This is a genomic window from Novosphingobium sp. HNCC26BN242 (assembly GCF_057180525.1).
The window spans coordinates 247,453-273,155 of record NZ_JBXUGM010000003.1; the positions used below are offsets into that span (position 1 = coordinate 247,453).

25 protein-coding genes and 1 tRNA gene are annotated in these 25,703 nt (G+C 60.8%); 20 read left to right on the plus strand and 6 right to left on the minus strand.

Annotated elements, in window-relative coordinates; all coding sequences use genetic code 11:
* Window positions 1-107 precede the first annotated feature (107 nt).
* The 7 genes from AC2A1F_RS13255 to AC2A1F_RS13285 all read left to right on the plus strand — a co-directional run bounded on the left by AC2A1F_RS13255 (window position 108) and on the right by AC2A1F_RS13285 (window position 8,986).
* Window positions 108-821, plus strand: coding sequence for a SapC family protein (locus AC2A1F_RS13255; RefSeq protein WP_484209245.1), 714 nt, complete (start codon window positions 108-110; stop codon window positions 819-821).
* Complete coding sequence (locus AC2A1F_RS13260; protein ID WP_484209246.1) at window positions 787-1,806, plus strand: cupin-like domain-containing protein; 1,020 nt, start codon at window positions 787-789, stop codon at window positions 1,804-1,806. The genes AC2A1F_RS13255 and AC2A1F_RS13260 overlap by 35 nt, the downstream gene beginning before the upstream one ends.
* On the plus strand, window positions 1,803-3,305 hold the full coding sequence (locus AC2A1F_RS13265) for a tryptophan halogenase family protein (RefSeq protein ID WP_484209247.1): 1,503 nt from the start codon (window positions 1,803-1,805) through the stop codon (window positions 3,303-3,305). Before AC2A1F_RS13260 ends, AC2A1F_RS13265 begins: the two co-directional genes overlap by 4 nt.
* On the plus strand, window positions 3,302-4,213 hold the full coding sequence (locus AC2A1F_RS13270; protein ID WP_484209248.1) for a glycoside hydrolase family 16 protein: 912 nt from the start codon (window positions 3,302-3,304) through the stop codon (window positions 4,211-4,213). Before AC2A1F_RS13265 ends, AC2A1F_RS13270 begins: the two co-directional genes overlap by 4 nt.
* 5 nt (window positions 4,214-4,218) lie before the next feature.
* Window positions 4,219-5,298 carry a LacI family DNA-binding transcriptional regulator gene (locus tag AC2A1F_RS13275; RefSeq protein ID WP_484209249.1) on the plus strand — a complete coding sequence of 360 codons (1,080 nt, stop codon included), beginning with the start codon at window positions 4,219-4,221 and terminating at the stop codon, window positions 5,296-5,298.
* On the plus strand, window positions 5,295-6,470 hold the full coding sequence (locus AC2A1F_RS13280; RefSeq protein WP_484209250.1) for an MFS transporter: 1,176 nt from the start codon (window positions 5,295-5,297) through the stop codon (window positions 6,468-6,470). The genes AC2A1F_RS13275 and AC2A1F_RS13280 overlap by 4 nt, the downstream gene beginning before the upstream one ends.
* Window positions 6,471-6,586: 116 nt before the next feature.
* On the plus strand, window positions 6,587-8,986 hold the full coding sequence (locus tag AC2A1F_RS13285; protein WP_484209251.1) for a glycoside hydrolase family 3 protein: 2,400 nt from the start codon (window positions 6,587-6,589) through the stop codon (window positions 8,984-8,986).
* Window positions 8,987-9,098: 112 nt separating this feature from the next.
* Here the strand turns inward: AC2A1F_RS13285 and AC2A1F_RS13290 are convergent, their stop codons facing one another.
* Together AC2A1F_RS13290 and AC2A1F_RS13295 are read right to left on the minus strand one after the other, a co-directional pair.
* Entirely contained in the window at window positions 9,099-10,772 is a 1,674-nt protein-coding gene (locus tag AC2A1F_RS13290) for a GH35 family beta-galactosidase (RefSeq protein ID WP_484209593.1), read from the minus strand.
* 166 nt (window positions 10,773-10,938) lie between these two features.
* Window positions 10,939-11,015 (minus strand) — tRNA-Arg (locus AC2A1F_RS13295).
* Window positions 11,016-11,076: 61 nt separating this feature from the next.
* Here AC2A1F_RS13295 and AC2A1F_RS13300 point away from each other — a divergent pair.
* Entirely contained in the window at window positions 11,077-11,802 is a 726-nt protein-coding gene (locus tag AC2A1F_RS13300; RefSeq protein WP_484209252.1) for a queuosine precursor transporter, read from the plus strand.
* Between the two features lie 141 nt (window positions 11,803-11,943).
* On the opposite strand, the gene AC2A1F_RS13305 is transcribed toward AC2A1F_RS13300, so the two are convergent.
* From AC2A1F_RS13305 to AC2A1F_RS13315, 3 genes are read right to left on the minus strand one after another with little or no spacing between them, the layout of a single operon-like run.
* Window positions 11,944-12,168: a PspC domain-containing protein gene (locus AC2A1F_RS13305; RefSeq protein WP_484209253.1), complete on the minus strand. Its 225-nt coding sequence runs from the start codon at window positions 12,166-12,168 to the stop codon at window positions 11,944-11,946.
* Window positions 12,168-12,308: a hypothetical protein gene (locus AC2A1F_RS13310; protein WP_484209254.1), complete on the minus strand. Its 141-nt coding sequence runs from the start codon at window positions 12,306-12,308 to the stop codon at window positions 12,168-12,170. Before AC2A1F_RS13310 ends, AC2A1F_RS13305 begins: the two co-directional genes overlap by 1 nt.
* A complete protein-coding gene (locus AC2A1F_RS13315) occupies window positions 12,308-12,439 on the minus strand; it encodes a hypothetical protein (protein ID WP_484209255.1) in 132 nt (43 codons plus the stop codon). Before AC2A1F_RS13315 ends, AC2A1F_RS13310 begins: the two co-directional genes overlap by 1 nt.
* Window positions 12,440-12,784: 345 nt before the next feature.
* Here AC2A1F_RS13315 and rimP point away from each other — a divergent pair, with 345 nt between their 5' ends.
* From rimP to rbfA, 6 genes are all read left to right on the plus strand, one after another.
* Window positions 12,785-13,345 carry a ribosome maturation protein RimP gene (gene rimP / locus AC2A1F_RS13320; protein WP_484209256.1) on the plus strand — a complete coding sequence of 187 codons (561 nt, stop codon included), beginning with the start codon at window positions 12,785-12,787 and terminating at the stop codon, window positions 13,343-13,345.
* Window positions 13,346-13,348: 3 nt separating this feature from the next.
* Window positions 13,349-14,995 carry a transcription termination factor NusA gene (nusA, locus tag AC2A1F_RS13325; protein WP_484209257.1) on the plus strand — a complete coding sequence of 549 codons (1,647 nt, stop codon included), beginning with the start codon at window positions 13,349-13,351 and terminating at the stop codon, window positions 14,993-14,995.
* A complete protein-coding gene (locus tag AC2A1F_RS13330; RefSeq protein WP_484209258.1) occupies window positions 14,976-15,737 on the plus strand; it encodes a DUF448 domain-containing protein in 762 nt (253 codons plus the stop codon). The genes nusA and AC2A1F_RS13330 overlap by 20 nt, the downstream gene beginning before the upstream one ends.
* Window positions 15,738-15,742: 5 nt before the next feature.
* Complete coding sequence (gene infB, locus AC2A1F_RS13335; RefSeq protein ID WP_484209259.1) at window positions 15,743-18,340, plus strand: translation initiation factor IF-2; 2,598 nt, start codon at window positions 15,743-15,745, stop codon at window positions 18,338-18,340.
* A gap of 134 nt (window positions 18,341-18,474) precedes the next feature.
* Entirely contained in the window at window positions 18,475-19,053 is a 579-nt protein-coding gene (locus AC2A1F_RS13340; RefSeq protein ID WP_484209260.1) for a DUF1697 domain-containing protein, read from the plus strand.
* Window positions 19,054-19,055: 2 nt separating this feature from the next.
* The gene (gene rbfA, locus AC2A1F_RS13345; protein WP_484209261.1) at window positions 19,056-19,463 is read left to right on the plus strand and encodes a 30S ribosome-binding factor RbfA; all 408 of its coding nucleotides are present in this window, start codon (window positions 19,056-19,058) and stop codon (window positions 19,461-19,463) included.
* Window positions 19,464-19,466: 3 nt separating this feature from the next.
* On the opposite strand, the gene AC2A1F_RS13350 is transcribed toward rbfA, so the two are convergent.
* Window positions 19,467-20,069, minus strand: coding sequence for a YceI family protein (locus AC2A1F_RS13350; protein WP_484209262.1), 603 nt, complete (start codon window positions 20,067-20,069; stop codon window positions 19,467-19,469).
* An 80-nt stretch (window positions 20,070-20,149) separates the two neighbouring features.
* Here AC2A1F_RS13350 and AC2A1F_RS13355 point away from each other — a divergent pair, with 80 nt between their 5' ends.
* The 6 genes from AC2A1F_RS13355 (at window position 20,150) to pnp (ending at window position 25,672) form a co-directional block, all read left to right on the plus strand.
* On the plus strand, window positions 20,150-20,737 hold the full coding sequence (locus AC2A1F_RS13355; RefSeq protein ID WP_484209263.1) for a thymidine kinase: 588 nt from the start codon (window positions 20,150-20,152) through the stop codon (window positions 20,735-20,737).
* Window positions 20,734-21,288, plus strand: coding sequence for a GNAT family N-acetyltransferase (locus tag AC2A1F_RS13360; RefSeq protein WP_484209264.1), 555 nt, complete (start codon window positions 20,734-20,736; stop codon window positions 21,286-21,288). Before AC2A1F_RS13355 ends, AC2A1F_RS13360 begins: the two co-directional genes overlap by 4 nt.
* Window positions 21,285-21,992, plus strand: coding sequence for a site-2 protease family protein (locus AC2A1F_RS13365; protein WP_484209265.1), 708 nt, complete (start codon window positions 21,285-21,287; stop codon window positions 21,990-21,992). Before AC2A1F_RS13360 ends, AC2A1F_RS13365 begins: the two co-directional genes overlap by 4 nt.
* A gap of 2 nt (window positions 21,993-21,994) precedes the next feature.
* A complete protein-coding gene (truB, locus tag AC2A1F_RS13370) occupies window positions 21,995-22,909 on the plus strand; it encodes a tRNA pseudouridine(55) synthase TruB (protein ID WP_484209266.1) in 915 nt (304 codons plus the stop codon).
* A 5-nt stretch (window positions 22,910-22,914) separates the two neighbouring features.
* Window positions 22,915-23,184 carry a 30S ribosomal protein S15 gene (gene rpsO / locus AC2A1F_RS13375; RefSeq protein WP_292632611.1) on the plus strand — a complete coding sequence of 90 codons (270 nt, stop codon included), beginning with the start codon at window positions 22,915-22,917 and terminating at the stop codon, window positions 23,182-23,184.
* 163 nt (window positions 23,185-23,347) lie between these two features.
* Window positions 23,348-25,672 (plus strand): polyribonucleotide nucleotidyltransferase, encoded by a 2,325-nt coding sequence (gene pnp / locus AC2A1F_RS13380; RefSeq protein ID WP_484209267.1) that lies wholly within the window; start codon window positions 23,348-23,350, stop codon window positions 25,670-25,672.
* The last annotated feature ends 31 nt before the right edge of the window (window positions 25,673-25,703 follow it).

Below are 25,703 nucleotides of genomic sequence, written 5' to 3' on the forward strand. Positions count from 1 at the left end.
AAGCACAATGGGAAAAGGGCCGGACCGAAAGGTCTGGCCCTTCTTCTGAAAACCGGGGCACAGCGGCGCAGATCGCAAAGTCCCGCAAGGATGAAGTCAGGCACACCATGACCCAGCACGCAGTCCTCGATTCGCTGAAACATCGCTATTTGCGTGTGCGCACAGATCGTGCTGCCACGCTGGGTGATGCGGTAATGGCATGCCTTGTCATGCCTGCTGAATTCCGGCGCGCGCAGGCCCATTATCCCATCGTGTTCCAGCGTGATCTGGAAAGCGGGCGGCTCTCGGCACTGGCGCTGTTCGGCTTTGAGAACGGCGAGAACCTGTTTCTGGGCGAGAACGGGTGGGACGCTGCCTGGATTCCGCTGGCCCATGCGGTGCAGCCCTTCCTGATCGGCCGCACCACCGATCCTGCTGCCACACCCCAAGTCCACATCGATCTGGCCAGCTCGCGCGTATCGGAAGCCGAGGGCGAGCGCCTGTTCGATGACATGGGCAATCCCGCAGCCCTGCTGGAAGACATTGCGCAAAACCTTGGCGATCTTGATGGAGCCTACCGTGCATCGAGCGCGTTCTACGAAGCGCTGGAGCGGCATGATCTGGCCGAACCGTTCATGTTCGAAGTCCCGCAGGCCGATGGATCGCGCCAGTCACTCGCAGGCTTCCTGACCATCAACGAAGAGCGGCTTCGCACTTTGCCCGCCGATGTGCTGGGTGAGCTTCACGCCGCCGGGCATCTGTTGCCGATCTTCATGGCCGTGGCCTCGGTAGGCCGCTTGGCTGATCTTGTCGCCCGCAAGTCCAGTCGTGCTCACGGTTGAAGCCTTGCCCCACGTGCCAGAGGCCGCAGCGCAGGCGCTGTCCGGCCTGATTGCCAGCGGAGAGGCACCGTTTGTGGTGCGCGGTCTTGTGCGCGAATGGCCGCTGGTTGCAGCTGGTTTGGCCTCGGCGCAAGAGGCGCGAAGCTATCTGTCGGCCCATGCGCGCGCGGTCGATCTGCCCTATTCGGTGGCTGCGCCCGATCAGGGCGGAAAGCTGTTTTATGACGCGCAGATGGCAGTCAATTTCCAGATGGCATCGGGCCGCCTGCCCGATGTACTGGCCCGTTTCGATGCACCGGGAGATCAGCCCACGGTCTATCTCGGCTCGATTGACGTTCATCGCTATTTCGATGGCCTGCATCAGGCCAACCACGTTCCCGCCGTGCCGGATGACGCCTTGGCCTCGATCTGGATCGGGAATGCCACGCGGATTGCCGCGCATAACGATCACCCGCGCAATCTGGCGTGCTGCGCGGTCGGCCAACGGCGGTTCACGCTGTTCCCGCCCGATCAATTCGCCAACCTTTACCTCGGTCCACTTGATGTGACGCCTGCAGGCCGACCGGTCTCGCTCGTCGATTTCGACAATCCCGATTTTGATCGCCACCCGCGCTACCGTGAAGCGCTGGCCCATGCACAAGTGGCGGACCTCGACCCCGGCGATGCGCTGTTCATCCCCTCGCTGTGGTATCACCACGTGGATGCCACAGCGCCGTTCAACGTGCTGGTCAACTATTGGTGGCGCGATACGCCGCGCTACCTCGGTCAACCGCAGACCGCGATGACGCACGCGATTATGGCCATCCGCGATTTGCCCGCAGCCGAACGCGCGGTGTGGCGCGACATGTTTGACTATTACGTCTTCTCCGGCGGCGAAGACGCCCGCGCCCATGTGCCCCAAGCCGGGCAGGGCATCCTCGCCCCCATCGACGCGCGCACCGCCCAGCGCATCCAGCAGTTCCTCCTCAGGAGCCTGAGCCAATGACCACGTCCCATAACCCGCGCCGCATCGTGATTGCAGGCGGCGGCACTGCCGGTTGGATGACCGCCGCCGCGCTTGCCCGCACGCTCGGATCCGTGGCGCAAGTCACGTTGGTGGAAAGCGAACAGATCGGCACCGTGGGCGTGGGCGAAAGCACGATCCCGCCGCTCGTCGCCTACAATCGCATCCTTGGCATTGCCGAGGCCGATTTCATGCGCGCCACGCAGGCCACGTTCAAGCTGGGCATCAATTTCGAAAACTGGCGCGTTGCCGGGGAAGCCTATTTCCATTCGTTCGGCGGTACCGGCAAGGATCACTGGTCGGCAGGCTTCCAACACTTCTGGATGAACGGCCTGACGCGCGGCCATACCGTACCCTACAGCGAATATTGCCTTGAGCTGAAAGCGGCAGAGGCCAGCCGTTTCGCCCATTTGCCCGAAGACCGCATGAATTACGCCTACCAGCTCGATTCCGGCCTCTACGCGCGGTTCCTGCGCGGCATGGCCGAAGCGGACGGCACCCGCCGTGTCGAAGGCAAGATCGCGCAAGTCCAGCTTGATGGCGAATCCGGCGATATCGCTGCGCTGCTGCTCGACAGTGGCGAGCGCATCGAAGGCGATCTGTTCATCGATTGCACCGGCTTCCGCGCGCTCCTGATCGAAGGGGCGCTGCGCGTTGGTTACGATGACTGGTCCAACTGGCTGCCATGCGACAGCGCCATCGCGATCCAGACCAGCAGTGTCCGCCCGGCAGTCCCTTATACCCGCGCCATCGCGCACGAAGCTGGCTGGCAATGGCGCATCCCGTTGCAACACCGGCAGGGCAATGGCGTGGTCTATTGCAGCGACTTTCTGGGCCACGATGCCGCGCTGGAAAAGCTGCTGTCCACGGTTGAGGGCGAAAAACTGGTCAAGCCCAACCACATCCGCTTCCGCACCGGCGCGCGGCGCAAACAGTGGCACCGAAATTGTGTGGCCGTGGGCCTTTCGGGCGGTTTCATGGAGCCGCTGGAAAGCACCTCAATCCACCTGATCCAGCGCGCGATCCTGCGCATCGTGCGGATGCTCCCGGCAGGCACCATCAGCCAGCGCGATATCGATGAATTCAACGATCAGCAGTTCACCGACATGGAGCAGATCCGCGATTTCCTCGTCTTGCACTACAAAGTGACCGACCGTCGCGACACGCCATTCTGGCGGCATGTGGCGGCGATGGACGTGCCGGAAAGCCTGACGCACAAGATCGAACTGTTCCGCGAAACGGGCCGTGTGTTCCGCAAGAACGAGGAACTCTTTGCCGAAAACTCATGGGTGCAGGTGATGATGGGGCAGGGGATCATGCCGCAAAGCCACCACCCCGTTGCGGCCAAGCTGCGCGATGATGAAATGGCGCATTTGCTCACCACCTTGCGTGAACAGGTGGCGCGCACCGTGGCAGCGCTCCCGTCTCATGCCGATTACGTCGCGCGCTATTGCGGCGCAGACATTCCGGCTGCGGCATGAGTATTCTGCTGCTTGCAGCCGCTGCGGCGACGCAGCCGAATTGGCAAATGGTCTGGGCCGATGAATTCGATGGTGCGGCGCTGGATCGCAGTCGTTGGGTTCTAGCCGAGGATTGCTGGGGTGGCGGCAATGAAGAACGCCAGTGCTATACCGCCCGCAACGCCAACCATGAGGTGAAGGACGGCGTCCTGCACATCATCGCGCGCAAGGAAAACCACACGGGCCCCGCCTTCACGCTCGATCAGCGTGACAGTACCGAAAAGTCTGCCGCCACCCGCACGAAGCCGTTCACCTCGACGCGCCTCTCCACCGCTGGCAAAGCGGCATGGCTTTACGGCAAAGTGCAGGTCCGCGCCAAATTGCCGCAAGGGCAGGGCACTTGGCCCGCCATCTGGATGCTGCCCGAAGACTGGTCCTATGGCGCATGGGCCTTGTCGGGCGAGATTGACATCATGGAAGCGGTCAATCTGGGAGAGGCTTGCGACACCTGCGCCTCTGGCCGCGAAGACCGCGTACTGGGCACGATCCACTTCGGCGGAAAGCCCCCGCGCAACCGCTATATCACTGCCGAAACCAGTCTGCCTAGCGCTGGGGATGCGTTCCACACCTATGAAGTGGAATGGGATGCAGGCGGCATGGTCTGGCGGATCGATGGCAACAACTATGCGCGCCGCGCCGCGCACGAATGGCACACTCTGGCCTCGGACAAGCCCGGCGCGCCGTTCGATAAACCCTTTCATCTGATCCTGAACCTCGCCATCGGCGGTCACTTGTCCGAAACCCGCAATGCCAAAGGCGTCGATCCAGCAGGCTATCCAAAAAGGATGGAAATCGATTTCGTCCGCGTCTGGCAAAAGCTGCCCATTGCAGATACCGCTCAGAGCGTAATGAAGAACGAGGGTAACTGACGACCATGGCGCGCAGGCGGCAGGCGGTGACGATCAAGCATGTGGCGGCCGATGCGGGCGTCTCGTTGCAGACGGTCAGCCGCGTGATCAACAACGAAGCCAACGTCCGCGCCGAAATGCGCGAAAAGGTGCAGGCCTCGATCGACAAGCTGGGTTACGTGCCCAGCATTGCTGCTCAGCGGATGAGCGGTTCGCGTTCCTATTTGATCCTCGCGCTTAACGACCGCGAACGCACGATTGCCGACTGGCGCGCGCGGCAGGGCACCGACTGGGTGGACCAGATGCTGCTGGGCGGCATGCTGGAATGCGCCGAACATGGCTATCGCCTGATTTTCGAACTGGTCGATACGCACAGCGATCACGTGGAGCGCGAACTGAGCGCTGCCATTGCCGCATTGCAGCCCGATGGAGCCATCCTCACCCCGCCGCATTCGGACAATCCGCAAATCCTGGAAGTGCTCGCGCGCCACAATATCCCTTTTGCCCGCATCGGCGCGCAATCGGGTGAAGATGGCCTGCCCGAAGGCATTTGCGTTTCGATGGACGATGAAGGCGGCGCAAAGCTGGCGACAAATCATCTGCTTGAATTGGGCCATCGCCGTATCAGCATGATCTCCGGCCCCGCCGAATACCGCCTTGCCGGAGCCCGCGTTGATGGGTGGCGCGCGGCGATGGATGCTGCCGGGTGTTCCACCGAAGGCCTGCTCGAAGCGGGCGATTTCACCTTCGCTTCGGGTGTACGCGCGGCCCGGGCGCTGCTGATGCGCGATGATCGGCCCACCGCCATCATCGCCAGCAATGATCAGATGGCGCTGGCCACATCGGAAATCGCAGGCGAACTGGGCCTTGCGATACCGGCAGACCTGTCGCTCGTCAGTTTTGATAATACCCCGCTCGTGCGGTTTACCCGACCGGCATTGACGGCGGTGGATCAGCCCATTGCCGAAACCGTGGCAACTGCCGTGCGTCTTCTGATAACTTCACAACGGGATGATGTGCCACGGCTGGAACCGGTCATCATCCCGATGGGCTTTGTGGTACGCGGATCAACCGCCGTTCCAGCGGATTGCCTGCAGGAATCGTGACTTTTCAAGAAGCACGCGACCGGCGGTTTCTGGCGCTCTACGCGCTGGCTTGGGCCGGAGCGACAGTTGCCTATGTCCCGCTGCTGACGCTACTGTTGCCGATGCATGTCTCACAGCTCGCAGGCGGTGAAGCCGTGCGCTGGCTGGCGCTAATCACCTTTGCCGGTGCCATCTTTGCCAGCGCGGCCAATATCGGCGCAGGCTGGCTCAGCGATCTTCTTGGCCGGCGCAGGCCATTCGTTCTTGCCGGGCTGGCGCTGTCCACGGCGATGCTGCTCGCCATGCCTCATGCCGCCACGCTGGGCGCGCTGCTGGGCGTGATCGTAATCTGGCAATTGGGCTTGAACCTCATGCTCGGACCGCTGTCTGCCTGGGCCGGGGACCGCGTGCCCGATGCGCGGCGCGGCATGCTGGGCGGATTGCTGGCCTTCGCGCCTGCCTCTGGCGCGCTGGCCGGAGCACTGGTGACAATTCCCGGTGTGGCTGATCTTTCACTGCGCTTTGGCATCGTCGGCGCGCTTGTCGTCGCCTGCGTCCTTCCGCTTGCCGTGCTGGGAGAGGAAGGGGACCAGAAGAACGGCTTTGCTACAAGCCAGAGCAGTGAAATGGCGCGCAAGGTGCTGCGCGGCATGGCCAGTCGCATGTGGCTGGCCCGGTTGCTGGTGCAAGTGTCTGAAGCCTCACTATTCGCCTATTTCTACCTGTGGCTACGAACCGTTGATCCGGCCTTGCCCGATGATGCGATTGCCCGCGTGCTGGTCGTTGCCATGGTGATTGGCGCGCTGACGGCGCTTGGCGCGGGACGTTGGGCTGATCGGCAGGGCAGACCGGTTGCCCCGCTGGTGCTGGCAGCGGGTGGCGCGGCAGCTGGGCTGATCGTCATGGCCCTGGCGCAAGGGCGGGAACTGGCGATTGCCGGATATCTGGTGTTCGGGCTCTCCACCGCCGTGTTCCTCGCCCTGCACAGCGCGCACGTCTTGCGCGTTTTGCCAGACAGCGCGCGGCGCGGGCGCGATTTGGGATTGTTCAACCTGACCAACACGATCCCTTCGCTGGTAATGCCTTCGCTCACGCTGGCACTCGTTCCGGCGCTAGGGTTTGGGTGGTTGTTTGCGGTGCTGGCGCTCTTTGCCGTTGCGGCCTTGGTCCTGCTGCTGCAGCCACCGAAATAGCTAGCCAAGCAGGCTTGATTTATCGCGCAAACCATGGAAAACACGCAATTGAGAACGTTCACGTAAAATTGGGGAAGAAGATGTCGATGCTCCGCCAAGGATCACTTGCGATTCAGATGGTTGCGCTACCATCCACGCTGGCATGCGCGCTGCTGGCAACCGCACCGCAAGCGGCTGCACAGGCACCGTCGGGCGTCGCGAATCCCGCAAACTGGCCCGCAGCAAAAAGCCCGGCCGCGATCACGGATCGTGCCACTGAAAAGGCGATTGACCGTCTGATCCGCAAGATGACGCTGGAGCAAAAGGTCGGGCAGGTTATTCAGGGCGATATCAGCGCGATGACGCCCGCCGATCTCCAACGCTATCCGCTCGGCTCGATCCTTGCGGGCGGAAACAGCGGGCCTTATGGCGATGAACGAGCAGACGCTGCCAAGTGGTTGAAACTCGTGAACGAATACCGCGCGGCTTCGGTAAGGGCAGGTGCTGGTATCCCGATCCTGTTCGGCGTCGATGCGGTCCACGGGCACTCCAACGTTCCGGGCGCGACGATCTTTCCGCACAACATCGGCCTTGGCGCAGCGCGCGATCCTGACCTGATCCGGCGGATCGGTGAAGCAACTGCAGAAGAGATTGCCGCCACCGGCATCGAATGGACTTTCGCCCCCACTTTGGCCGTGCCGCAAGACTTGCGTTGGGGTCGCGCCTATGAAGGCTATTCCAGCGACCCCAAGGTGATAGCTGCATACTCGCCGGTGATGGTAGAGGCGCTTCAGGGGCGCTTAGGTGCACTTCGGAAACTGCCCGCCAACAAGGTTGCTGCCAGCGCCAAACACTTCCTTGCCGATGGTGGGACGACCGGCGGCAAGGATCAGGGCGATGCGCAGATTTCCGAAGAGGAACTGGTGCGTATCCATGCTGCGGGCTATGCTCCTGCCATCGATACTGGCGCGCTGACGATCATGGCCAGCTTTTCCAGCTGGAACGGCGTGAAGAACCACGGCAACCGCTCACTCCTCACAGACGTCCTCAAAAAGCGCATGGGTTTTGAAGGGCTTATCGTGGGTGACTGGAACGGCCATGGCCAGATTCCGGGCTGCACGCCAACAGATTGCGCCGCCGCGATCAATGCCGGGCTTGACCTCTACATGGCGCCAGACAGCTGGAAAGCCTTGTTTGACAATACGTTGAAGCAGGCGCTCGATGGCACGATCCCGATGGCGCGGCTCAATGATGCCGTGCGCCGCAACTTGCGGGTTAAGTTCAAGCTGGGCCTGATGGGCGCAAAGCCCGTCAACCGCGGCAATCCGGCCATGCTGGGTGCTGACAAGCACCTCGAAGTTGCCCGAGAAGCCGTCGCCAAATCACTGGTGTTGCTCAAGAACGAAGGTTCGGTACTGCCGATCCGCCCCGGCGCGAACGTGCTGGTTACGGGGCCGGGGGCCGATAGCATGGCCATGCAAGCCGGTGGCTGGACGATCACATGGCAGGGCACCGATACCGCCCCTGCCGATTTCCCCAAGGGCCGCACCATCGGCCGCGCGATTGTCGAGGCGGTGACGGCAGCGGGTGGCAAAGCCGAAATTGCCGCAACTCCGGGCACAGCGAAGCCTGACGTGGCTGTCGTGGTGTTTGGCGAACAGCCTTATGCCGAATTTCAGGGCGATGTTTCCAACCTGATGTTCCAGCCGCAATCGGGCGAGCTTGAGCTGATCAAGTCTCTTAAAGACAAGGGTGTTCCGGTCGTTGCGGTGTTCCTCTCGGGCCGCCCGATGTTTGTGGGCAAGGCCATGAACCTCGCCGACGCCTTTGTGGCCGCATGGCAGCCGGGATCGCAAGGGCAGGGCGTGGCCGATGTCTTGGTGGCAGGCCGCGACGGCAAGCCGATGCGCGATTTCACTGGCACACTGTCGTTTGACTGGCCGCAGGATGCCCGCGCGCCGATGGTCGATCCACTGTATAAGGTGGGCCACGGCTTGTCCTATGCCAAGCCTGCAAAGGTCGGCCCGGTCAACGAAGATCCGCGCGTGGATATTGGCCCAGCGCTCAGCGAGACGACCTATATCCGCGCAGGCAAGGTGATCGAGCCGTGGCGGCTGGGCCTCGACAGCGTAGTCACCACGCGCACTGTTGATGTTTCGGCGCAGGAAGATGGTCGCCAGTTCACGTGGGGTGGCAAGGGCGCCTTTGCGCTTGATGGTCCGCCGATCGATGTACAGCGGCAGATGGGCGGCGGCTACGTGTTGCGGCTCGATTGGCGGCTGGATGCGCGGGGTAGCGGGCCAGTGACCGCATCGTTTGGCGGCGTTGCGCTGGATATCAGCGCATTTCTGCCTGCTGCAGGTGCAACCGGTATGCTCCGCATCCCGCTAACCTGCTTTGCGGCACACGGGGCGCAAATGGCCGCTGTTGCACAACCGCTGCGGGTAGGGGCTGACAAGGGCCTTGCCGTCAGCATTCGCAACGCCGTGATTGAAGGAGTGGGCGAAGCTATCCCTTGCCCGCCTGTGGCCAGATAGCGCTGCATGGGCCATGCAGGTTTTACCGCATGGCCCTGCCTTGCTTAAAAGAAAGTCGGCTCGAAGCCTTGCTTGCAAGAAAGTCGTGTCAAAAGGGTCTTGTTTTTCCGTCTTATTTTGATGGCAGCAGCTTGATTCTGACTGCGCCAATGCGGTTTGTCGGAACAATGCTCAGTCGCTCGTCACCGTTCAGAGCGCGGCCTGGCTGCCAACCTTGGGTGCCAAAGTGTCCCTCTTCAACGCGATCTACTTCGGCCAGCGTCGAACCTTTCGCGAAATCAGCTGTAAACCCCTTGCCGACGATCAGGAACGTGTCGTTTCCTTCGGCGATGATGAAGCCGAAAGAGCGGCCATCTCCGGGTGCTGGACGGGCATCTGGACCTTCCGTTTCGCTAGGAAGGGGTTGTGGTGGCGGTGGTGCCTGCAGGCCAACGTCCAGCAACATCTTTTTGAGCAGGCCCATCGTTTCCTGAACAGTGATGGTATAGCCACCCAGTTTTATGACTGAGGGCTTCTCATCTTCCAGCAGAACTCCGGCGATGCGTCCTTCTGCTTGCGCTCGGGCGATCACTTCATCCATTCCGGCCAGAACGGAATAGGCTTGCGCCAACTGGCTATCGACGCGCCCGTCGTCGATGCCGAACACCGAATAGCCTATGGTCCTGTGCTGCCCAAGCGCCCAGAAGATATCACCAGTCTTGAATTGCGCTTCGGGCACGAACAAAGGATTTCCGGCATGATCGTAGTCGGTCAGCACTTCCTTGACGTTCGGTGCGTAAATGTCGGGTGAAAGCATATCGAGCGAAGGCGCGGCCGCGCGCCACACATCAAGCACACGCTTGGTAGGTCCACCACTGGGGTACTGGCCTGCGGTCGGCTGGCCCTGCTGCGGACCAAGCCAGCCATTGGCGTAGAGCGGAAGTGGCAATGCCTTTTTGCCCGCAGCCGCAAGGCCTTCCATATAGCTGGCAAAATGCCACGCCATGAAGATCTCGTCTGCCTGCCAATCCGTTCCGAAAACTTGTGCCCAATTGCCCGAAGTGCGCTGACCCTGACGATCCCATACTGCGAGCAATTCAGGCTTCAAGGCGGCACGGTTGACTGCCATAAACTTGAGCAGTCGTTCTGGCACTTGCGATTTCCACGCGGCTTCGGCCAAAGCTGAACGATCCCGGCTGTCGCGCAGTAGCCCCGGTTCGTTATTTACTTGCACCATGATCACGCGATGGTCTGGATCGACTTTTGCAAGATGCTTCATGAAGGCCACAAAAGCCCTGCGGTCGGCCGCCAGCAATTCGGGAGAAAAGACGCTCAAAACAGGCTTGGGCATCGCGCCGTTGTAAGTGAAAGCCTCTTTCAGTGCTGAAGTCGCCACTGCGCGCGGGAATCGCTTGGTATCGCTGCGGACCCATGTTGGAGCATAGGTTGAAGCCGCATTCTTGAAAGCCCCGAACCAGATCAGAACCAATCGCATATCGCGCTTGCGCGCCTCTGCAATCTGCGCATCAACCAGGGCGAAATCGAATTTCCCTTCTTTTGGTTCAGAATCATCCCACGCCGCTGTGCCGATCACCGTGCGCACGTTCATGGCCTTTAGCTTGTCCCAGACAGGTGCCATGAACTCTGGATCCGAAGCGCTCGAATTGTGAAGTTCGCCGCCAAGCGCAAGATAAGGCTTCCCATCGACCAGAAGCTGACGGTTGCGTATTTCCGGCATCGATTGGGCGCAGGAAATTGATGACGACGAGCACAAAATCGCCACCGTCATGGCGACGCCGGACAGCATATTCTTCACAGATAATTCCTCTTCACGCGAAGCATAGGAATTAGAAAACTTATTCTTTTTCAGCAAGGGCCAAGATTTCAACAAAGGCCAAGAGTCGCCTGACATCCGCAGGCCGCAGGCCAATCGCGTATGCCGTGTCCCGGCTAAAATCTTGTCTGTTCGGAAGTGGCGCGCCCGGCAGGACTCGAACCTGCTGCCTCAAGATTAGAAGTCTCGCGCTCTATCCAGATGAGCTACGGGCGCGCGCCGGACTTCCCATAAGCATGCTTTGCGGATCGTGCAAACCGCGCTAGCGTGCCGTTCCATGACCGATCCCCAGCTTTCGCGCATCGATGGCACGTCCGGCGCTCGCCGCCATTTCCGCTATTTCGATTATGTCATGGCATCGTTTGTGGCGATTTTGCTGCTTTCGAACCTGATCGGCGCGTCAAAGCTGGCGCAAGTTGGTGGGTTCACATTTGGCGCGGGCATTCTGTTTTTCCCGGTATCCTATGTGCTCGGCGATGTGCTGACCGAGGTCTATGGGTATGCCAATGCGCGGCGCTGCGTGTGGATGGGGTTCTTCGCGCTGATCTTCATGGCGTTCATGAGCTATGTCGTGGTCGCCATGCCGCCAGCGCCCGATTGGGGCGGGCAGGCGGCGTATGAAAGCGTGTTCGGATCGACCTGGCGCATCGTGATCGCATCAGTCGTGGCGTTCTGGGCGGGGGAATTCGTCAATTCGTTCGTGCTGGCGCGGATGAAGGTGTGGACCGGCGGCAAGCATATGTGGAGCCGCACGATTGGCTCCACCTTCTTCGGGCAGGCTATCGACAGTATGCTGTTCTATCCGATTGCGTTCCTGGGCATTTGGTCTGTGAATCAGGTGCTGACGGTGATGGTCACCAACTGGGCGATGAAAGTAGCATGGGAAGCGGGACTGACGCCGGTAACTTATGCCTTAGTCGGCTGGCTGAAGCGCCGCGAAGGGGCTGAAGTGTTCGATACCGACACGGATTTCTCGCCCTTTGCAAAAGCGCCTCAGGTCTGACGCAGGTATTGACCCGGCATCCTGAGCCTGTCGAAGGATGCTCCACACTCGACTCGCACCGCAAAAGAAACCCCGCCTCTCCGGGAGTGGGAGAGGCGGATAACGGGGCACGCGGCTTGCCTGCGTGCGCAATCGGCAAGGTTAATCGGCGATCAGGCCGATCAGCAAGTAGACGATGATCGCAGAACCGAGGCCCAGCAGGGTCGCCAGGGCAAAGGCGACGCGCACAAGCGTCACGTCCACGCCGAAATAATTGGAGATACCGGCGCAAACGCCCATCAGCTTGCCGCGCGCTTTGTCGAGGCGGAACCCGCGTGAGGTTTCAAGCGGGCGGGGGGCCGAATCATCGAAGCGAAGCTGGGACATCAAATCATCTCCTGAGCGACAGCAGGCGCTGCACTGTTGGTATCGGAATGGGCAGGAAGGCTCACGGTTCCGGCAATAAGCGCAAGGCTGAGGGCAAAAGCCCCCGTTGCAGCGGCGAACTGGCTGAAAAGCTGGCTCATCAGATCAGGCTCTGTGCTTGCGCTGCCGGGGCGCCGGTGCTGGCAGGAACGCTGACAGTTCCGGCAATCAGGGCAAGGCTTAAGGCAAAAGCGCTGGCAGCGGCGGCGATACGGTTGGTGAATTCGGTCATGGGTCAAGTCCTCCTGTTTGTCTGGTTGAAGCCGTTCAGCTTCGTGCAGACCTCTTTGCACAGGCCGTGCCAAACTCCAGAATTGGCTAAAATCCGACGTTTTGGTTCCACGTCGCCATGCGCATAACCTTTCTCGCTCCTGAACAGTGGGGAATTTTCCCATCTTTTGGGAAGTGCATTTTGATCGACTGCTTGTGCCGTGCCTGAAGCGTCGATTGCGACTTGCTTTTTCGGCAAGACCTGCCTAATTGCGCCTCATCCCGACATTGTGAAAGCAAAGTCAGGCTGGTGCCAACAAGCACCGGCACGGATCGGCTTTTGCCTTATGGGTGTAGTGGAGAATGCATGGCGGATATCGCGCGGATCACGGAAGTTATCGAGCCTGAGGCAAAGGCCCTCGGATTTGATCTCGTGCGCGTGCGTTATTTCAAGGGCGGCGAAATCGGTGATGAGGAGCATACGCTCCAGATCATGGCTGAACGCCCAGACACCGGCCAGTTGGTGATCGAAGACTGTGCCGCGCTGTCGCGCCGCGTGTCTGACCGGTTCGATGAACTGGAAGAGCAAGGTGAAATGCTGATCGAGGAGGCCTATCGCCTCGAAGTATCGTCGCCCGGGATTGATCGTCCGCTGACCCGCGCAAAAGATTATGCCGCATGGATCGGCCATGAAACCCGCATCGAGCTTTCCGAACTGCTCGGAGAACGCAAGCGTTTCCGTGGTGATCTCAAGGCTTTCGATGCTGAAACCCAGACCATTTCGATCGAGGACGATGGCATCGTTTATGACGTGCCGTTTGCCCTTGTCGCCAACGCCAAGCTGATCCTTACGGACAAGCTCATTGCCGCATCCCGCCCGCTCGACACCAGTGGCGCGGACGAAATTCTCGAAGAACAGGAAGACTGAGCCATGGCCAGTACGATTTCTGCCAACCGCGCCGAACTGATCGCAATCGCCAACGCGGTTGCTACGGAAAAGATGATCGACAAGTCGATCGTTATCGAAGCGATGGAAGAAGCGATCCAGAAGTCCGCCCGCAATCGCTATGGTGCGGAAAACGACATTCGCGCCAAGCTCGATCCGCGCACCGGCGATCTGCGTCTGTGGCGCGTCGTCGAAGTGGTCGAAGTGGTTGAGGATTACTTCAAGCAGGTTGATCTGAAGGCCGCAGAAAAGCTGCAGCCGGGCTCGACGGTTGGCGATTTCATCGTTGATCCGCTGCCTCCGGTTGATCTGGGCCGTATCGATGCGCAGTCGGCCAAGCAGGTGATCTTCCAGAAGGTCCGCGATGCTGAGCGTGACCGCCAGTATGACGAGTTCAAGGACCGTGCGGGCGAAGTCATCACCGGCGTGATCAAGTCGGTTGAATTCGGCCACGTGATCGTCAACCTCGGGCGCGCCGAAGGCGTGATCCGCCGCGACCAGCAAATCCCGCGCGAAGTTCCCCGCGTGGGTGAGCGTGTCCGCGCATGGATCATGAAGGTTGAGCGCCAGAACCGTGGTCCGCAGATTTTCCTGTCCCGCGCGCACCCTGAATTCATGAAGAAGCTGTTCGCGCAGGAAGTGCCCGAAATCTACGATGGCATCATCGAGATCAAGGCCGCCGCCCGCGATCCGGGCAGCCGCGCCAAGATCGGCGTGATCAGCCGCGATAGCAGCATCGATCCGGTCGGCGCTTGCGTCGGTATGAAGGGCAGCCGCGTTCAGGCCGTCGTGCAGGAACTGCAGGGCGAAAAGATCGACATCATCCCTTGGAGCGAAGACACCGCGACCTTCGTGGTCAACGCGCTTCAGCCCGCCACCGTCAGCCGCGTGGTGATCGACGAAGAAGAAAGCCGCATCGAAGTCGTCGTGCCGGATGACCAGCTCTCGCTCGCCATCGGCCGCCGTGGCCAGAACGTGCGCCTCGCCTCGTCGCTGACGGGTTCGGCCATCGACATCATGACCGAGGCCGAAGCTTCGGAAAAGCGCCAGAAGGAATTCGCAGAGCGTTCGAAGATGTTCGAGGAAGAGCTCGACGTCGATGAAACCCTCTCGCAGTTGCTGGTGGCCGAAGGCTTCACCGAGCTGGAAGAAGTCGCCTACATCGATCTGGCAGAAATCGCTGCGATCGAAGGCTTCGATGAGGAACTGGGGCAGGAACTCCAGAGCCGCGCGCTTGAAGCGATTGAACGCCGCGAAGAAGGCCTGCGCGAACAGCGCCGTGGCCTCGGCGTCGAAGATGCGTTGGCCGAACTGCCCCACCTGACCGAAGCGATGCTGGTCGTGCTGGGCAAGGCCGGGATCAAGACGCTCGACGATCTTGCCGATCTGGCGACAGACGAACTTATCGCCAAGAAGCGCGTCGAACAGCGCCGCCGCAACGACAAGGGCCCGCGTGAAAAGAGCGAGCGTTCGGAGCGGACCGAAGACAAGGGCGGCGTGCTGGGCGAATTCGGCCTGAACGAAGAGCAGGGCAACGAAATCATCATGGCTGCGCGCGCGCACTGGTTCGACGATGAACCAGCAGTTGAGCCAAGTTCCGAGGAGGCCGCCCATGCGGAATCCTCACAATGAGCCGCTAAGCTCCGACATCGCTGGCAAAGCGGCGGCGGGTGCCCCTTCAAAAGAGGGGGCCCAGCCAGAGCGCAAATGTGTGCTTACCGGGCGTCATGATGCGCGGGACGATTTAATTCGTCTTGCCATCTCGCCCGATGGTGATGTGCTTCCAGATGTAATGGCGCGTGCCCCCGGGCGCGGCGCATGGATTGGCGTAAACCGCCAAGCCCTTGAAATTGCGATCACCAATGGCAAACTTAAGGGAGCCTTGGCGCGTGCGTTCAAAGGCGCCCCGCTAACCATTCCCGCTGACCTTGCCGAACGCATTGAACAGGCGCTGCGCCGCCTGCTGACTGATCGCCTCGGCATCGAATTGCGGGCCGGCAACATGCTGCTGGGCACCGAAAAGATCGCCCAAGGCGCGCGTTCAGGAGCGGTCACGTTCCTCGGCCACGCCAATGACGCGGGCACCGATGGTCCGAACAAGCTGGCACAAGCCTGGCGCGTCGGCGAAGGAGCTGAAGGCACTGGCAAGAAAGGCATCATCTTGCCGCTGGACCGGGCGACGCTGTCTGTGGCATTGGGCCGGGATAACGTCGTTCACCTCGCGCTGACCGATCCCGCCGCGACCGCACGAGTCGCAGCGCCATTACAGCGCTTGATGCACTTTCTCGGGCACGAAACCGAAACCGAAATTGACGCTGCCAAGCCCCAGATGGGCGAAGGTGCGGACGACGATATTGATACGAAGGGCGAATGAGTTCGATGAGCGATAGCGACAAGAAGCCGACACTGGGCCGCAGGCCACTGGGCCTGAAGACCGCAGTAGAGGCAGGAGAGGTCAAGCAGACCTTCAGCCACGGTCGCACCAACAAGGTGGTGGTCGAAGTTAAGCGGCGCAAGGTGCTGGGGCGCCCGGGCGAGGCTGCTCCTGTTGCTGCGCCTGTAGCACCTGCGCCGGTAGCGGCCCCCGTTTTGCCGCCTCCGCCGCCGCCCCCGCCCCCGCCACCTATGGCCAATCGTGAAACGCGCCAGGAACTGCAGGCCCGTCTGCTTCGTGAAGCTGAAGAAGCGCGGCTTTCGGCAGTCGAGGCGCAGAATCGGCGTGAACAGGAAGACCGCCTGAAGGCAATCGAGGAAGAGCGTCGCCGGGCCGAAGAAAAGAGCCGGGCCGAAGCAGCGCCTGCTCCTGCCCCTGAAACGCCCGCACCAGAAGCACCTGCAGCCGAAGTCCCTGCTGCGCAAGCTGCCGAAACGCCAGCAGCCCCTGTTGCCGAAACAGCAGCGGTCGCCGATCAGACACCCGCTGCCGCTCCGGCCGAACCGGCAGCTGCTGCCGCTCCTGCGCCTGTCACCACAGCGCCGCGCCGCTTTACACCGGTGCAGTCCACAGCCCCAGCCAAGCGGCCTGAAATTGCGGCCAAGAAGCCCGTCACGAACCCGCGCGATCGCAAGACCGAAGACCGTCGCGGCGGCAAGCTTACCGTCACACGCGCGCTGAACGAAGACGAAGGCGCACGTGCCCGCTCGCTCGCCGCACTCAAGCGTGCGCGCGAAAAGGAAAAGCGTGCGCACTTTGCCGGCCAATCGCAGCCGCGTGAAAAGCAAGTCCGTGATGTGGTGGTGCCCGATGCCATCACCGTGCAGGATCTGGCCAACCGCATGGCCGAAAAGGCCGCCGATCTGGTCAAGGCGCTGTTCAAGATGGGCATGATGGTCACCATCAACCAGACAATCGATCAGGACACCGCCGAACTGCTTGTCACCGAATTTGGCCACAATATCCAGCGCGTAAGCGATAGCGACGCCGATATCGACACGTCAGTTGATGTGGATGATGAAGGTTCGCTGGTTGTTCGTGCGCCGGTGGTGGCGATCATGGGCCATGTCGATCACGGCAAGACCTCGCTGCTCGATGCGCTGCGCGGAACCGATGTTGTGCGCGGTGAAGCTGGTGGCATCACGCAGCACATCGGTGCCTATCAGATCAAGACCAAGGGCGGCGATCTGATCACTTTCCTTGATACGCCGGGCCACGAAGCGTTTACGGAAATGCGTATGCGCGGTGCCAATGTCACCGATATCGTCATTCTGGTGGTGGCAGGCGATGATGGCCTGATGCCGCAGACGATCGAGGCGATCAACCACACGAAGGCCGCAGGCGTGCCGATGATCGTGGCAATCACCAAGTCGGACAAGCCCGAATTCAACCCGCAGAAGATCCGCGAACGTCTGCTTGAACACGAAATCATCGTGGAAGACATGTCGGGCGATGTGCAGGACGTGGAAGTTTCGGCCAAGAGCGGCGCAGGGCTTGACGAACTGATCGAGAAGATCCTGCTTCAGGCCGAACTGCTCGAACTGCGCGCCAACCCTGATCGTGCAGCCGAAGCAACCGTGATCGAAGCCAAGCTCGACAAGGGCAAGGGGCCGCTCGCCACCGTTCTGGTCAATCGCGGCACGCTCAAGGTCGGTGATATCCTCGTCGTCGGCACCCAATCGGGCCGCGTTCGCGCGATGCACGATGATAAGGGCCGCCAGATCAAGGAAGCCGGGCCATCATTGCCGGTCGAAGTCCTCGGCCTTGGCGGTGTGCCAATGGCAGGCGACACGCTGACCGTGGTGGAAAGCGAAGCCCGCGCGCGTGAAGTGGCGGCCTACCGCCATGAACGCGCCACGGCCAAGCGTACCGTGCAGGCTCCCGCCAGCCTCGAAAACATGTTCTCCGCGCTTGCCGCCAAGAACACGGTTATCGAATATGCGGTCGTCGTTCGCGCCGACGTGCAAGGGTCTGCCGAAGCCATCGTCAATGCGCTCAACAAGATTTCGACCGACGAGATCAAGGTACGCATCCTGCAATCGGGCGTGGGTGCGATTACCGAAGGCGACGTCAACCTTGCCCAAGCCAGCGGCGCGCCGATCATCGGCTTCAACGTCCGTCCGAATGCCAAGGCGCGCGAACTGATCGAGCGCAACAAGGTGCGGATGAAGTACTTTGACGTGATCTATCAGCTTACCGACGATATCCGTTCGGAAATGGCGGGCGAGCTTGGACCAGAAGCCATCGAAACGGTCGTTGGCCGGGCCGAGGTCAAGGAAGTCTTCCCCGCGGGCAAGAAGGACAAGGCGGCAGGGCTCCTCGTGGTCGAAGGCGTTATCCGCAAGGGGCTGCATGCACGCCTTACGCGCAACGACGTCATCGTCAGCCGCACGACCATCCAGTCGCTACGTCGCTTCAAGGACGATGTTGCCGAAGTGCGCGGCGGTTTGGAATGCGGCGTGCTGCTGACCGACACGAACGACATCAAGGCAGGCGACCAGCTGGAAGTCTTCGAAGTCGAAATGCGCGACCGGACGCTGTAAGAATCGTTCCGCGAAGCCGGAACACCTTAAATCCCCCTCCCGCTTGCGGGAGGGGTTAGGGGACGGCCTGTTAACGCAGAGCCCAACCCAACAAGCCCTCACCCGGCCCCTCCTGCAAGCGGGAGGGGAGGAGGTTGGCATCCTTCCCGGCAAGCCGGACGGATGGAGTTTTCGCCCTGACCCGCTACGTCGCCCTGTTCGGTTCCATCAACGTCGGCGGCAATCGGCTGACGATGGCAGACATGCGCTATGCGTTTGAACGTGAAGGGCTGACGGGAATCGAAACCGTTGTCGCCAGCGGTAATCTGCTGTTCGACTATGATGACCGCCCGCTTGATGGCCTTGAGGACCTGTTCTCCCACGTCATGCTCGACCGGTTCGAGATCAACAGCTTCGTTGCGGTACGTGATCGCACTGCGATTGCCGAGGCAGTGGAGGGCAACCCCTTTACCGGCATCGGCAAGGACAATCTGGTTCACACGCTGTTCCTTGAACGCCAGCCAGACCAAGCCGCATTTGACAAGCTCGCGGCGGATCAGGCGATGCGGGGCATGGAAAAACTCGCAATCGGCGATCGCAGCATATACATCGATTTCGCCAACGGAGTGGCGGAAAGCAAGCTAACAGGTGCTTTCATCGAACGCCGCCTTGGCTGCCGGGGCACCGCGCGCAATGTGCGCTCACTCGCCCGTATTCTTGCAAAGATGAGTTGAATTTGGCCAAGCAGACCACCCCAGAAAACCGCTCCGTCCGCCTGCTGAAGGTGGGCGAACAGGTGCGCCATATCCTGTCCGAACTGCTGACGCGGCAGGAAGTGCACGACGAAGTGCTGACCGCGCATACCATGTCGGTCACAGAAGTGCGCATGTCGCCCGATTTGCGCCACGCCACGGTCTTCATGAAGGCGCTTTTGGCGCAGGACGAAGACGTGGTCCTCAAGGCTTTGCGCACCAATACCGCGTTCTTTCAGCGCGAGGTGGCGCAACGGCTGCGGCTGAAATATGCGCCCAAGCTGAAATTCCTGGCTGACGAAAGCTTTGACGTTGCCAGCAAGATCGAAAGCCTGCTGCGCGACCCCAAGGTTCAACGCGATCTGGATGAAGCTGGAAGCGACGAGGGTTGACGCTCAGTTCGGCACCATTTGCGCGTTGATGGTGATTGTCACGGTCTTGGCCACGATCAGCCGGTAGGCATCCATGCCAAAATCGGTGCGGTCGATCTTCGTTTGCGCGCTCAGGCGGATTGGTTCGCGCCCTGTGGCTTTGGCGGGCGGATTGGCGAAGCTTACCGCCAGGGTAACCGGGCGGGTCACGCCGCGCGCGGTCAGATTACCGTCGATGGTGGCCGTCACAGGCCCGGTCATGGTCATGCGGCGACCGAGGAAGTGCACGGTGGGGTGCCGTTCGACATCGAAGAAGTTATCGCTTTTCAGGCGCTTGAGCGTCACTTCGTCGCCTGCTTCGAGGGCGGTGGTATCAAGCGTCACGTCCAACTGGATCGTGTCGAGCCGCGAGGGCTGAAGGTCTATCCCGCCGATCACCTTGGGAAAACGCGCCGTCTTGCTGGCGATGCCGAAAAAGCCGACTCGGGCTTTCACATTGCTCTTGGGCGCATCGATCCGATAGCGCAGTACGGACCCGGACGGGGTGACTTGCGCCGCCGATGGTGCGGAAAGCACCAGCATGGCTGCCAGCACTAGGCGTATCGGCTGTAATGTTCCAGCGATCATGCGCACATCGGGTGTTCCTTATCGAATAATCAGCGCTTCCCTCTGGCATTCGGGAGCATCGCGATTATGGCGTGTCAGTGATGGCCAAGCTCTATTTCTACTATGCCAGCATGAACGCCGGCAAATCGACGAACCTGCTGCAGGCGGACTTCAATTACCGCGAACGCGGCATGGCGACGATGCTTTGGACCGCAGCCATCGATGATCGTGGTGGAGCCAAGGGTGATGACTTCGCCATCGAAAGTCGGATCGGCCTTCATGCTCAAGCCCAACGGTTTGATCCGACTACGGATCTGTGGGCACGGGTAAAAGATGTCCATGCGGTACAGCCCCTGTCCTGCGTGCTGGTGGACGAAGCGCAATTTTTAACCAAGTTTCAGGTCTGGCAGTTGGCAAAGATTGCCGATGAGGCCGGAATTCCGGTTTTATGCTATGGACTTAGAACCGACTTTCAAGGTCAATTATTCGAAGGGGCAGCAGCGCTGCTGGGCATTGCGGATTCGCTGGTGGAACTCAAAGCCGTATGTCACTGCGGCCGCAAGGCGACCATGAACTTGCGTGTGGATCAGGCTGGTGCAGCAGTGAAAGCGGGGCAGCAGACTGAAATTGGCGGCAACGATCGCTATGTGGCGCTTTGCCGCAAGCACTTTTCAGAGGCGATGGCGTGATTTCCGATGATGGTCTGTATGTTCCGCTAGCCGATGGTGATCTCCGGCTTGAAACGCTCTGCGAGGATCACCGCGAGGGCCTTCGCGCAGCTTGTGCACAAGATGCTGAAATATGGCAGCTTTATCCGTTCAGCTACTGGGCTGAAGCTTTCGATCCCCAATTCGACAGCCTGCTGAACAGCGCACCCCAGCGCCGCCCCTATGCGGTCTTCGCGGGCGAAACGCTGGTCGGCATGACGGCATGGATCGAACACGGCGCGCCGGGCTGGTCGGTGGAGATCGGCAATTCCTACATCGTGCCCTCGATGCGTGGCACTGGCTTCAATCGGCGGCTCAAGCATCTGATGTTGAACCATGCTTTTGCCAGCGGGATCGAACGCGTTTGCTTCAAGGTTGATGTGTTGAACACGCGCAGCCAAGCAGCGGTGCGCAAGATTGGCGGGGTGCAGGAAGGCGTGATGCGGCGCGAACGGCGCACGTGGACCGGTCGGGTGCGCGATACGGTGATGTTCTCCATCCTGCGGGACGACTGGCTAGGCGCAAGTGCATGAATCCTAACGGTATTATCTGGCAAATCGCGACCATTGCCATTCCGATGATTTTGGCCATCGTTTTCCATGAAGTGGCGCACGGCTGGGTCGCCCGCGCGCTGGGTGATCCCACGGCGGCAGAGCAGAACCGCTTGAGTCTCAATCCCTTGCGCCATGTCGATCCGTTCGGAACGATCATCCTGCCCGGCTTGCTCAAGCTGTCCGGCGCGCCGGTGTTCGGTTGGGCCAAGCCGGTGCCGGTGGACTTTGCCCGGCTGCGCAATCCGCGCTGGGGGATGGTGGCGGTGGCCGCCGCAGGGCCGGGCGTGAACTTTGTTTTGGCTGCATTTTCTGCCGTGGCGCTGGGATTGCTGGTGCGGGCGACGGACTATGCAGCCGAGCCCGGGCTGGGCGTCATGTTCCTCGCAGATAACCTGCGCAACTTTCTGATCGTGAACCTTTTTCTGGGCGCGTTCAATCTACTGCCGATCCCGCCGTTCGATGGATCGCGCATCGTGATGGGCATTCTTCCTGCACCGCTCGCGCGCGGATACGCGCGGCTGGAGCCGTTCGGGCTGATCATCGTGTTCGGATTTCTCGTTATCTTGCCGTACTTTATGCCTGAACTGCGGCTGGTGGACCGGCTGATCGGGCCGCCGGTGCAGTGGCTGGGTGAGCATCTGGCAGGGCTGGCCGGTTTCATCGCCGGGCCGGAACCGCGCTGACCATGGTGGACGGCTGGATCATCCTCGACAAACCACTGGAAATGGGGTCGACTCAAGGGGTTGCAGCGGTGAAGCGCAACTTGCGGCAGGCGGGCTTTGGCAAATGCAAGGTTGGCCACGGCGGCACGCTGGATCCGCTGGCCACCGGGGTGTTGCCGATTGCGGTGGGAGAGGCGACGAAGCTGTGTGGGCGGATGTTGGATTCGGACAAGATCTATGCCTTCACGGTGACCTTTGGGACCGAGACGGATACGCTTGATCTAGAGGGCAAATCGGTGGCGCAAAGTGACGTGCGGCCGACACTTGCTGCGCTTCAGGACGCGCTAGGTGCGTTTAGGTGCACTTCAGAACAAGTGCCTCCGGCCTACTCTGCGCTGATGATAAACGGCCAGCGCGCCTATGATCTCGCACGTGCTGGGGAAGCGGTGGAACTGCCATCGCGCACCATCACGATCCGCGAATTGACGCTCGATGCCTTCACCGGAACCAACGCGGCGGTTGAATCTGCCACGCTCACGGCGCACGTCACGAAAGGCACTTATATCCGCAGTCTTGCGCGCGATATTGCGCGAGCGCTCGACACGGTTGGATATGTCACGATGCTGCGCCGCCTCAAGGCCGGGCCGTTCGGCGTTGATCAGGCGATTTCGCTGGACAAACTGAACGATGTGGGCCAAGGCGCAGCCCTTGAACACATACTCTTGCCGCTGCAGGCAGGGCTGGTCGACATCCCGGCTCTGAACCTTGATCCCGAGCAGGCGAGGGCGGTCCGTCAGGGCCGCGTTCTGGCGGGATTGCCCCACGACGACGGGCTTTACTGGGCGAAAGCTGGCCATGTGCCGCTGGCGCTGGTGGAGCTTTCGGGCGGAAGCCTGAAGGTCTCGCGGGGGTTTAACCTTTCCGATGTCGCGGAGTAAATGCAATGTCGATTACCGCAGAAAAGAAGCAGGAAGTTATCGCCACTCACGCTCGCGCCGAAGGTGACACCGGTTCGCCGGAAGTCCAGGTCGCGATCCTGACCACGCGTATCCAGACGCTGACCGAGCACTTCAAGTCCAACCACAAGGACAACCACTCGCGTCGCGGCCTGCTGATGATGGTGAACAAGCGTCGCTCGCTTCTCGACTATTTGAAGAAGAAGGACGTGGGTCGTTATAACGACCTGATCCAGAAGCTCGGTCTTCGTAAGTAATCAAGCGAAGCGGCCCCAAGTGGGCCGCTTTTGCTTTGAGGCATGTTCGCAATACGGCGAACCGCCTTAGGGGCACGACAAAAAGGCCCCAAACCGGACCGGGACGGGATTCCCCGGCAGCAAACCCCGCACGCAATAGGGCGCGCGGGCTGAAGGAAATACAATGTTCGACGTCAAAACCGTATCCATGGAGTGGGGCGGAAAAACCCTCACCCTCGAAACCGGCCGTGTTGCCCGTCAGGCTGACGGCGCGGTCCTTGCCACTTATGGCGAAACTGTTGTCCTGTGCGCGGTTACCGCCGCCAAGTCGGTCAAAGAGGGTCAAGACTTTTTCCCGCTGACTGTTCACTATCAGGAAAAGTATTCCGCAGCCGGCCGCATTCCCGGTGGCTTCTTTAAGCGTGAGCGCGGCGCGACGGAAAAGGAAACGCTGGTTTCCCGCCTTATCGACCGTCCGGTCCGCCCGCTGTTCCCCGAAGGTTTCTACAACGAAATCAACGTTATCGCCCAGGTTCTGAGCTATGACGGTGAAGTTGAGCCTGATATCGTTGCGATGATCGCGGCGTCGGCTGCGCTCACGATTTCGGGCGTTCCGTTCATGGGCCCCATTGGCGCGGCGCGCGTTGGCTATATCAACGGCGAATATGTGCTGAACCCCAAGCAGGACGTGGCGCTGGCCGAAGGCCGTCTCGACCTGACCGTGGCTGCCACCGACACCGCCGTGATGATGGTGGAATCGGAAGCCAAGGAACTGAGCGAAGACGAAATGCTCGGCGCTGTGCTGTTTGCGCACGATGAAATCCGCAAGGTCATCGGCGCGATCATCCAACTGGCCGAAAAGGCTGCGAAAGAGCCTTGGGACATCGACCTGTCGGACAACACCGCCGACATCAAGAAGAAGCTCAAGGAACTGGTCGGCGACGATGTTGCCGCAGCCTACAAGCTGACTGACAAGTCTGCCCGTTCCAACGCGCTGAACGAAGCCCGCGCCAAGGCGAAGGCTGCGTTTGCTGCTGAAGGCGCGCAGACCCAGATGGTTGCGATGAAGACGATGAAGAAGGTGGAAGCCGACATCGTCCGTGGCGCAATCCTGAAGGACGGCACCCGCATCGATGGCCGCACCACCACGCAGGTCCGCCCGATCGAAGCGATGGTGGGTTTTCTGCCGCGCACGCACGGGTCTTCGCTGTTCACGCGCGGTGAAACGCAGGCGATCTGCACCACCACGCTGGGCACCAAGGACGCCGAGCAGATGATCGACGGGCTGGAAGGCCTGCGATATGAAAACTTCATGCTGCACTATAACTTCCCGCCCTATTCAGTTGGTGAAGTTGGACGTTTCGGCGCCCCGGGCCGCCGTGAAGTGGGCCATGGCAAGCTGGCATGGCGTGCGCTGCACCCTGTGCTGCCTGCCAAGGAAGAGTTCCCCTACACGATCCGTGTTCTGTCAGACATCACCGAGTCCAATGGCTCATCCTCGATGGCGACCGTTTGCGGTGGCTGCCTTTCGATGATGGATGCCGGTGTGCCGATCAAGCGTCCGGTTTCGGGCATTGCGATGGGCCTGATCCTGGATGGCGACAAGTTCGCCGTGCTTTCCGACATCTTGGGCGACGAAGATCACCTTGGCGACATGGACTTCAAGGTAGCCGGCACGTCTGAGGGCATCACCACGATGCAGATGGACATCAAGGTTGCAGGTATCACGCGCGAAATCTTTGAAGTTGCTTTGAAGCAGGCTTCGGAAGGCCGCGCGCACATCCTGAACGAGATGACCAAGGCGCTGGGCGAAGCCCGCACCGAGCTTTCGGCTCACGCCCCGCGTATCGAGACGCTGCAGATCGACAAGTCGAAGATCCGCGACATCATCGGCACCGGCGGCAAGGTGATCCGCGAGATCGTGGCTACCACGGGTGCCAAGGTCGACATCGATGACGAAGGTCTGATCAAGATCAGTTCTTCGGACCTGACGCAGATCGAAGCTGCACGTCAGTGGATCCTCGGTATTGTCGAGGAAGCTGAACCGGGTAAGGTCTACAAGGGCAAGGTCGTCAACATCGTTGATTTCGGCGCTTTCGTGAACTTCATGGGTGGCAAGGACGGTCTCGTCCACGTGTCCGAAATGAAGAACGAGCGCGTGGAAAAGCCGACCGACGTGGTGAAGGAAGGCCAGGACGTTTACGTCAAGGTCCTCGAAATCGATCAGCGTGGCAAAGTTCGCCTGTCGATGCGCGTTGTCGATCAGGAAACCGGTGCCGAACTGGAAGACACACGTCCGCCGCGCGAACCCAAGGGTGACCGCCCGGACCGTGGTGGTGATCGTGGCGACCGTCGTGGTCCCGGCGGCGGCGGCCGTGGTGGCGACCGTGGTCCGCGTGGCGGTGGTGACCGTGGTCCACGTCGTGAGGGCGGTGATCGTCCGCGCCGTGACCGTGAAGACGGTCCGGCCCCGGATCACATGCCTGCGTTCCTCAAGTCTGACGACTAAGGTTCGGCGCAAGCTGCAAGATGAACGAGGC